Source organism: Nakamurella sp., from assembly GCF_048594475.1.
Classification (GTDB): Bacteria; Actinomycetota; Actinomycetes; order Mycobacteriales; family Nakamurellaceae; genus Nakamurella.
This window is the reverse complement of record NZ_JBMDXT010000306.1, coordinates 1-7,927: the sequence shown is the minus strand read 5'-3', so window position 1 is coordinate 7,927 and position 7,927 is coordinate 1. Positions and strand designations below refer to the sequence as shown.

Annotated in this window: 9 protein-coding genes; all 9 read left to right on the top strand. The window is 73.1% G+C overall.

Annotated elements, in window-relative coordinates; genetic code table 11:
• The first annotated feature begins 37 nt into the window (after window positions 1–37).
• Entirely contained in the window at window positions 38–790 is a 753-nt protein-coding gene (locus ACOJUF_RS14045) for a DivIVA domain-containing protein (protein WP_420122451.1), read from the top strand.
• Between the two features lie 162 nt (window positions 791–952).
• Window positions 953–2,542, top strand: coding sequence for an EAL domain-containing protein (locus ACOJUF_RS14040; protein ID WP_420122450.1), 1,590 nt, complete (start codon window positions 953–955; stop codon window positions 2,540–2,542).
• Window positions 2,543–2,691: 149 nt separating this feature from the next.
• A complete protein-coding gene (locus ACOJUF_RS14035) occupies window positions 2,692–3,288 on the top strand; it encodes a YceD family protein (RefSeq protein WP_420122449.1) in 597 nt (198 codons plus the stop codon).
• Between the two features lie 15 nt (window positions 3,289–3,303).
• On the top strand, window positions 3,304–3,483 hold the full coding sequence (gene rpmF / locus ACOJUF_RS14030; RefSeq protein WP_420122448.1) for a 50S ribosomal protein L32: 180 nt from the start codon (window positions 3,304–3,306) through the stop codon (window positions 3,481–3,483).
• Window positions 3,484–3,487: 4 nt separating this feature from the next.
• Window positions 3,488–4,291 (top strand): ribonuclease III, encoded by an 804-nt coding sequence (gene rnc, locus ACOJUF_RS14025; protein WP_420122447.1) that lies wholly within the window; start codon window positions 3,488–3,490, stop codon window positions 4,289–4,291.
• The gene (mutM, locus tag ACOJUF_RS14020) at window positions 4,284–5,186 is read left to right on the top strand and encodes a bifunctional DNA-formamidopyrimidine glycosylase/DNA-(apurinic or apyrimidinic site) lyase (RefSeq protein WP_420122446.1); all 903 of its coding nucleotides are present in this window, start codon (window positions 4,284–4,286) and stop codon (window positions 5,184–5,186) included. The genes rnc and mutM overlap by 8 nt, the downstream gene beginning before the upstream one ends.
• Window positions 5,187–5,196: 10 nt before the next feature.
• Window positions 5,197–6,612 (top strand): phosphatase PAP2 family protein, encoded by a 1,416-nt coding sequence (locus ACOJUF_RS14015; RefSeq protein ID WP_420122445.1) that lies wholly within the window; start codon window positions 5,197–5,199, stop codon window positions 6,610–6,612.
• Window positions 6,613–6,686: 74 nt separating this feature from the next.
• Window positions 6,687–6,947, top strand: coding sequence for an acylphosphatase (locus tag ACOJUF_RS14010; RefSeq protein ID WP_420122452.1), 261 nt, complete (start codon window positions 6,687–6,689; stop codon window positions 6,945–6,947).
• Between the two features lie 147 nt (window positions 6,948–7,094).
• Window positions 7,095–7,927, top strand: an 833-nt coding sequence (locus ACOJUF_RS14005) for a chromosome segregation SMC family protein (RefSeq protein WP_420122444.1), incomplete at its 3' end; no start/stop codon positions are given.

The window sequence follows — 7,927 nt, the reverse complement described above, 5'->3', positions numbered from 1 at the left end:
TTCCGCGAGCCTGCCAGTCGACCCGTAGGAGGTTGCCATGTACCGGGTTTTCGAGGCACTCGACGAGCTCGTCACCATCGTCGAGGAGGCCCGCGGCCTGCCGATGACGGCATCCTGCGTGGTGCCGCGCGGTGACGTCCTCGAGCTGCTGGACGACGTCCGGGACGCCCTGCCCGGCGAGGTCGACGACGCCCAGGACGTGCTCGACCACCGCGACCAGATGCTGGGGGAGGCCTCCGACCGGGCCACGTCCATGGTCGCCGACGCCCAGGCCGAGGCGGACCGGCTGGTCAACGGGGCCCGCGCCGAGGCCGAATCCACCGTCACCGGTGCGCGGGCCGAGGCCGAGCGCACCGTGCACGACGCGTCCGCGCACGCCGAGAGCCTGGTCGCCCGGGCCCGCGAGGACGCCGCCCGGATCGTGCAGTCCGCGCAGGAGCAGCACGACTCGATCATGGCCCGGGCGCACGCCGACGCCGACCGGACGATCGCCGCCGGCCGGGCCAGCTACGAGCAGTCGGTCGCCGACGGCCAGGCCGAACAGGCCCGGCTGGTCACCCAGACCGAGGTGGTGCAGGCCGCCTACACCGAGTCCGCCCGCATCCTGGACGAGGCACACGCCAACGCCGACCGCATGCGCAACGACTGCGACACGTACGTCGACAGCACCCTGGGCAACCTCGAGGAAACGCTCACCACCACCCTGCGCACGATCGGCCGCGGACGCACCGCGCTGCGCACCGGCGGGGTGGCGGATCTGCGGGACGATCGGCTGTTCGTCCGGAGCTAGCCGACGGCCTCAGCCCTGACACAGGGTGAGCAAAACATTGCTCAGGGTCATCGAAAATGGCGGTTTGACGGTTATGCTTCCCGGTAATCGCAACTGGCACCCCGCTTCCTTCGGCGGTCGGGGCGCCACCGGGATTGTTCGGGGGAATGACCGGTGCCAGACATGCCCGCCTCGGCCGACGACGGCCCTGCCCATCCGGCCGATGACGGCCCTGCGCATCTGAACGGCGACGGCGGTGCGACGCCGCCGGACGGTCGGCTCAACCAGCTGGTCGACCAGATCGTCCAGCTGGCCGCCGGCAATCTGGGGGTGCGGTTGCAGCCCTCGGCCGCCGAGGACTCGGTGGACGCGGCCATCACCGGCTTCAACCAGCTGGCCGAGGAGCTCGAGTCCGTCCAGCGGACGCTCGAGGACCGCGTCGCCGAGCGCACCGCCCAGCTCGACGCCGCCCGCGAGCAGCTGGAGCGGCTGGCCCTTTACGACCCGCTGACCGGTCTGGCCAACCGCACGCTGCTGCGCGACCGGATGGGCCGCGCCGCGGCCCTGGCCGAACGCGGCTCGGGCCCGCCGTGCGTCCTGCTGCTCGACCTGGACGAGTTCAAGACGATCAACGACGGGCTGGGCCACGGGGCCGGTGACCAGATCCTGGTGGAGGTCGCCCGGCGGCTGAGCTCGGTGGTCCGCGACGTCGACACGGTGGCCCGGCTGGGCGGCGACGAGTTCGCGATCCTGCTGCCCGGCATCGGCGAGGACCAGGCGCTGCGCATCGCCGAGCGGGCGCTCGCCGCCCTGCAGGAGCCGTTCACGGTGAGCGACCGGGCGGTCTGGACCGGCGCCAGCATCGGCGTCTGCTTCGGCACCCGGGGTCAGGACCCGCAGCTGATCCTGCAGGACGCCGACACCGCGATGTACGCCGCCAAGTCCGGCGGCCGGGGCCGGGTCCAGGTGTTCCGGCCGGAGATGCACCACGCGGCGCGGGCCCGGCTCCAGGTCGCCTCCGAACTGGGCGCCGCGGTCGAGCAGGACGAGCTCCGGGTGGAGTTCCAGCCGATCAACTCGCTGACCACGGGTGCGGTGGTCGGCGCCGAGGCGCTCATCCGCTGGCAGCACCCCACCCGCGGCCGGCTCATCCCCGGCGAGTTCATCGGCGTCGCCGAGGACAGCGGCCAGATCGTCGAGGTCGGGCACTGGATCCTGCGGGCGGTCATCAGCCAGCTGGCCGAGTGGCGCGAGCTGTTGGCCGACAACCCGTTCCGCATGCACGTCAACCTCTCCCCGGTGGAGGTGCGCTGGCCGGGGTTGGCCGGGTTCGTCGCCGACTGCCTGCAGCGGTACGGCGTCCCGCCGCACCGGTTGATGCTGGAGATCCCCGAGTCCGTGCTGGCCAGCGGGGACGTCACCGGGATCGACTCGCTGGTCGCCCTGCGCCGGCTGGGCGTCGGGGTCGCCATCGACGACTTCGGCACCGGCTACTCCTCGATCAGCTACCTGCGGCGGCTACCGATCGACACGGTCAAGGTCGATCCGTCGATCATCGCCGACCTCGCCGCCGACGAGGCCCAGGTGCGGTTCGTCGGGGCGATCCTGCGCCTGATCGAGGCGGCCGGGCTGGAGGCGATCGTGGAGGGGATCGAGACGCAGTCCCAGCTGGACCTGCTGATCGGGATGGGCTGCCGGTACGGGCAGGGGTACCTGCTGGGCCGGCCCGCCCCGGCGGAGGCGATCGCGCTGCCGCCGCTGCGCCCGTTCTGACGGCGGGTCGCCGGCCCGGTGCGCGTCGCTTTCGCATTGTCGTCGTGCGTGCACTACCCTGGAACGGTTGCCTTTCGGCAGCGCGGCTGTCGCATGCCCGGAGCAGGCGGCGCCTGGACCCACCGACCGGAAAGCTGTCGACGACCGTCATGCCTGCTGTGCCCTCGCCCCGTCCCGACTCGCCCTGGGTGATCGACACCCGGACGCTGGGTCGTCGCCCGGGCACCATGCGCACGCTGCGGATCGCCATACCGCTGGACACGCCGATGGGCCTGGACGTCGTGGCGGTGCCGGCCGGGGCCGAGGTCGACCTGGACGTCCGGCTCGAGTCGGTGGCCGAGGGCGTCCTGGTCTCCGGGACGGCCGCGGCGACGGCGACCGGGCAGTGCGCCCGGTGTCTGATCGAGGTCACCGAGCCGGTCGTCGCCGGCATCCGGGAACTGTTCGCCTTTCCGGACTCGGCCACCGCGGCCACCACCGACGAGGACGAGATCCCCCTCGTCGTGGACGACCGGATCGACCTGGAGCAGGTGGTGCGCGACGAGGTCGTCACCGCCCTGCCGATGGCGCCGCTGTGCCGGCCCGACTGCCGCGGACTGTGCATCGAGTGCGGCGGGCGGCTGGATGATCTCGAGCCGGACCATTCCCATGAGATACTGGATCCTCGCTGGGCCGCTCTGCGGGACAGATTTGGAACCGAAACACCCGAGAGCACGGGTCGGCCACCGGCCGGGCCCGGCGAGTAACGAAGGAGATCGATCGTGGCTGTCCCGAAGCGGAAGATGTCGCGCAGCAACACCCGCTCGCGTCGTTCGCAGTGGAAGACCACCGTGCCGACGCTGGTGGCGTGCAGCAACCGGGCGTGTGGCGCGCTGAAGCCGCCGCACCTCGCGTGCCCCACCTGCGGGCAGTACAAGGGTCGTCAGGTCGTCGGGGTCTGATTCGTTGGCCGCCGCGACGGCCCCGTCGTCGAACAACACCCCCGACCCGCGGGCGATCAGCGCCGCGCTGGGGGTGGATCTGAGTGCCGACCTCGTCGTGCTCGCGCTGACCCACCGCTCGTACGCGTACGAGCACGGTGGGCTGCCGACCAACGAACGGCTCGAGTTCCTCGGTGACGCCGTGCTGGGCGTGGTGATCACCGAGACCCTGTATCGCAGCCACCCGGACCTCCAGGAGGGTCGGCTGGCCAAGCTGCGGGCCTCGGTGGTGAACATGCACGCCCTGGCCGGCGTCGGACGGGCCATCGGGCTCGGCGAGCAGTTGCGGCTGGGCCGCGGCGAGGAGCTGACCGGAGGCCGCGACAAGTCGTCCATCGTGGCCGACGCCGTCGAGGCGATCATCGGTGCGGTGTACCTCCAGTACGGGTTGGAGACGGCCCGCGGCGTCGTGCTGCGGTTGTTCACCGACCTGCTGGCGGCCGCCCCCCAGCTGGGGGCGGGCCTGGACTGGAAGACCTCGCTGCAGGAGTTGGCGGCGGCCCGTGGTCTCGGCGTGCCCGAATACCGGGTGTCCGAGGAGGGGCCCGACCACGCCAAGGTGTTCGCCGCCCGGGTGCTGCTGTCCGGGGCCGCCCGCGGCACCGGATCCGGCCGCACCAAGAAGGAGGCCGAGCAGAACGCCGCGGCCGCCGCGTACACCGGCCTGCAGGACGGTGCGCCCGCGGTCGACGGCCCGGGCGGCGCCACCGGTCGCGGCGGCACCGTCGGGCAGGGCAGCACGGCCGGTCCGTCCCCGCACAGTGCCTGAGCTGCCGGAGGTCGAGACCGTCCGGATCGGCCTGCGGTCGCACGTGCTGGGCCGCCGCATCAGTTCCGTCCGGGTGCTGCACGACCGGGCCGTCCGCCGCCATCTCGGCGGTGCCGAGGATTTCCAGCGGCTGCTCGCCGGGCGGGTCGTCGCGGACGTGCGCCGGCGTGGCAAGTACCTGTGGTGGGCCCTGGACGACGGCGACGCCGTGCTGGCCCACCTGGGGATGAGCGGCCAGTTCCGGGTCGGCGCAGCGCCGACCGCCGGGACCGGGACCGGATCGAGCGGGACGGCGGTCGGGGCCGTCGGCGGGCCGGCGGCCGAGCACCCGCACCTGCGGATCCGCTTCACCTTCGACGACGCCGGACCGGTTCTGGACTTCCTGGACCAGCGGACGTTCGGCGGCATGACCTTCGCCCCGGGCGGCGCCGACCTGCCCGCGGCCATCGCGCACATCGCCCGGGACCCGCTGGATCCGCAGTTCCGGCTCGCCGACGCCGTCGCCGCCCTGCGCGGCAAGCGCACCGGGGTCAAGCGGGCGCTGCTGGACCAGACGGTGGTGTCCGGCATCGGCAACATCTACGCCGACGAGGCCCTCTGGCGGGCCCGGCTGCATTACGACCGGCCCACCGAGCGGCTCACCCGGGCCCAGGCCGCCGCGGTGCTGACCGCGGCCACCGAGGTGATGGGGCAGGCGCTGGCGGCCGGCGGCACCTCGTTCGACGCCCTGTACGTCAACGTCAACGGCGAGTCCGGCTACTTCGACCGCGCGCTGAATGTCTACGGGCAGGCGGACCGGCCGTGCCCCCGGTGCGGCACCCCGATCCGGCGGTCGGCCTTCATGAACCGCTCGTCGTACTGGTGCCCCCGGTGCCAGCGTCCGCCCCGCGCGTAGGCTCGCCCGGATGCGCGTCACCGACCAGCCCCCCGACCCGTCGTGCGCCCCGGCCACCGCGGTGGTGGCCCGGCCGCTCGATCACGCCCTGCGCGTCCTGACCAAGACGGCCGACCACGGCCGGCTCTGGATGGGCGTGGCCGCGGTCGGCGCGCTGACCGGCCGGCGGACCCGGCGGGGCGCGATCCGCGGGCTGGCCAGCCTGGCCGCGGCCAGCCTCGTGTCCAACGCCGTGCTCAAGCCGCTGTTCGGCCGGCGCCGCCCGGATCTCGAGCGGACCCACCTGGCCCGGCGGATCGGCACCGCACCCTGGACCTCGTCGTTCCCCAGCGGCCACGCCGCGTCCGCCGCCGCGTTCGCCACCGGCGCCACCCTCGAGGTGCCCTGGGCGGGCCCCCTGCTGGTGCCGCTGGCCGCGGCCGTCGCGTACTCCCGCGTGCACGTGGGCGTGCACTACCGCTCCGACGTGTGGGCCGGGGCCGCCGTCGGGATCAGCGTCGCACTGATCGGCCGGGCGATGTGGCCGGTCAAGCCGTGGGGTCCGGCGCTCACCGCCGCCGGCACCGCCCCGGCCCTGCCACAGGGCGATGGGCTGACCGTCGTGCTCAACGCCAAGTCGGGTAGCTCCGACGGGGTCGCCGACGCCATCGCCCGGATGCTGCCCAAGGCGCACATCGTGGAGTGGGAGCCGGGCACCGACATCGAGGCGCTGGTGCAGGAGCTGCCGCGCGCCCTGGGCGTGGCCGGCGGCGACGGGACGGTCGCCGCGGTCGCCCAACTGGCCCACCGGCACCACCTGCCGCTGGCCGTCTTCCCGGCCGGCACGTTCAACCACTTCGCCAAGGCGCTGGGCCTGGACACCGACGCGCACACGGTGGCCGCGGTGGAACACGGCATCGCCGGCATGGTCGACCTGGCCACCATCGACGGGGTGGCCTTCCTGAACACCTCCAGCATCGGGCAGTACCCGGAGATGGTGGTGCGGCGGGACAAGTACAGCAAGCGGATGGGCAAGTGGCCGGCCACCGCCTACGCGCTGCTGCGCACGCTGCGCCACGAGAAGCCGGTCGACCTGCTCATCAACGGTGAGAAGCACCCGGTCTGGATCGTGTTCATCGGCAACGGCCGGTACGCGCCGCGCGGTCTCGCCCCGGCCTGGCGGGACCAGCTGGCCGGCGGCGTGCTGGACGTGCAGTACCTGCGGGCCGACAAGAAGCTGTCCCGCACCCGGGCCATCCTGTACTCGATCATCGGCGTGGCCCGGTTGAGCAAGGTCTACGGCGAGCTGGAGGCCGCGCACGTCACCATCGAGTCGCTGTCCGGCCCCAAACCCGTCGCGCACGACGGGGAGATCACCGAGCCCAAGGAGTCGGTGGAGCTGACGATCGACGACCGCCGGCTGATCGTCTACCGGTCCCGCGCGTGAGGTGGCCGGGACGTCCCGGCGGCGAGCCCGACGGTCCTGACGACCCGGCCGAGCCGGCGGGCGAGACCGTCCGGCTGACCGCCTTCGTGCACGGTCACGTGCAGGGCGTGGGCTTTCGCTGGTTCACCCGGGCCCAGGCCCTCGAACTCGGCCTCGTCGGCAGCGCCACCAACCTGGTCGACGGCCGGGTGGAGGTGGTGGCCGAGGGCCCGCGGGCGGCCTGCGACCGGTTGCTGGCCTGGCTCCGGGGTGGGCGGACACCGGGCCGGGTCGATCAGGTGGTCGAGCAGTTCGCGCCGGCCCGGGGGACCTTCAAGCGGTTCGACGTCGGCTGAGGCCGACGCCGCCGAGCTCACGCGACTCAGGCCGCCAGCTTCCCGAACTCCGCGGGACCCGGCCGGTAGCGTCACCGTGACCGGCGCGTGACCCGCGCCCGGGATTGCTGACCGTGTGACCGTTTCGCCGGAGGAGGGGCCGACCCCGTGCACCTGAAGTCCCTCACCATGAAGGGGTTCAAGTCCTTCGCCTCGTCGACCACGCTGCGGCTGGAACCCGGCATCACCGCCGTGGTCGGCCCGAACGGGTCCGGCAAGTCCAACGTGGTGGACGCGATCGCCTGGGTGCTCGGCGAGCAGGGCGCCAAGGCGTTGCGCGGCGGGAAGATGGAGGACGTCATCTTCGCCGGCACCGCGGACCGGCCCCCGCTGGGCCGGGCCGAGGTCACCCTGACCATCGACAACGCCGACGGCGCCCTGCCGATCGACTACTCCGAGGTCTCGATCACCCGGCGGATGTTCCGCGACGGCGTCGGCGAGTACGAGATCAACGGCCGTGCCTGCCGGCTGCTGGACATCCAGGAACTGCTGTCGGACTCGGGGATCGGCCGCGAGATGCACGTCATCGTCGGGCAGGGCCAGCTGGACGCGGTGCTGCAGGCCCGGCCCGAGGACCGGCGGGCGTTCATCGAGGAGGCGGCCGGCGTCCTCAAGCACCGCAAGCGGCGCGAGAAGACGATCCGCAAGCTCGACTCGATGCAGGCCAATCTCAACCGGTTGACCGACCTGACCGCCGAGATCCGCCGCCAGCTCGGCCCGCTGGGTCGCCAGGCCGCGGTCGCGCGGCGGGCCGCCGGGGTGCAGGCCGACCTGCGGGACGCCCGGATGCGGTTGCTGGCCGACGATCTCGTGCAGATCCTGACCAAGATCGAGCAGGACGCGGTCGACGAGCAGGCCGCCCTCGACCATCGCAACCGGGTGCAGCGCGACCTGGCCGAGGCGTCCGAGCGGCTGGCCACGGCCGAGGCCGAGCTGCGGGA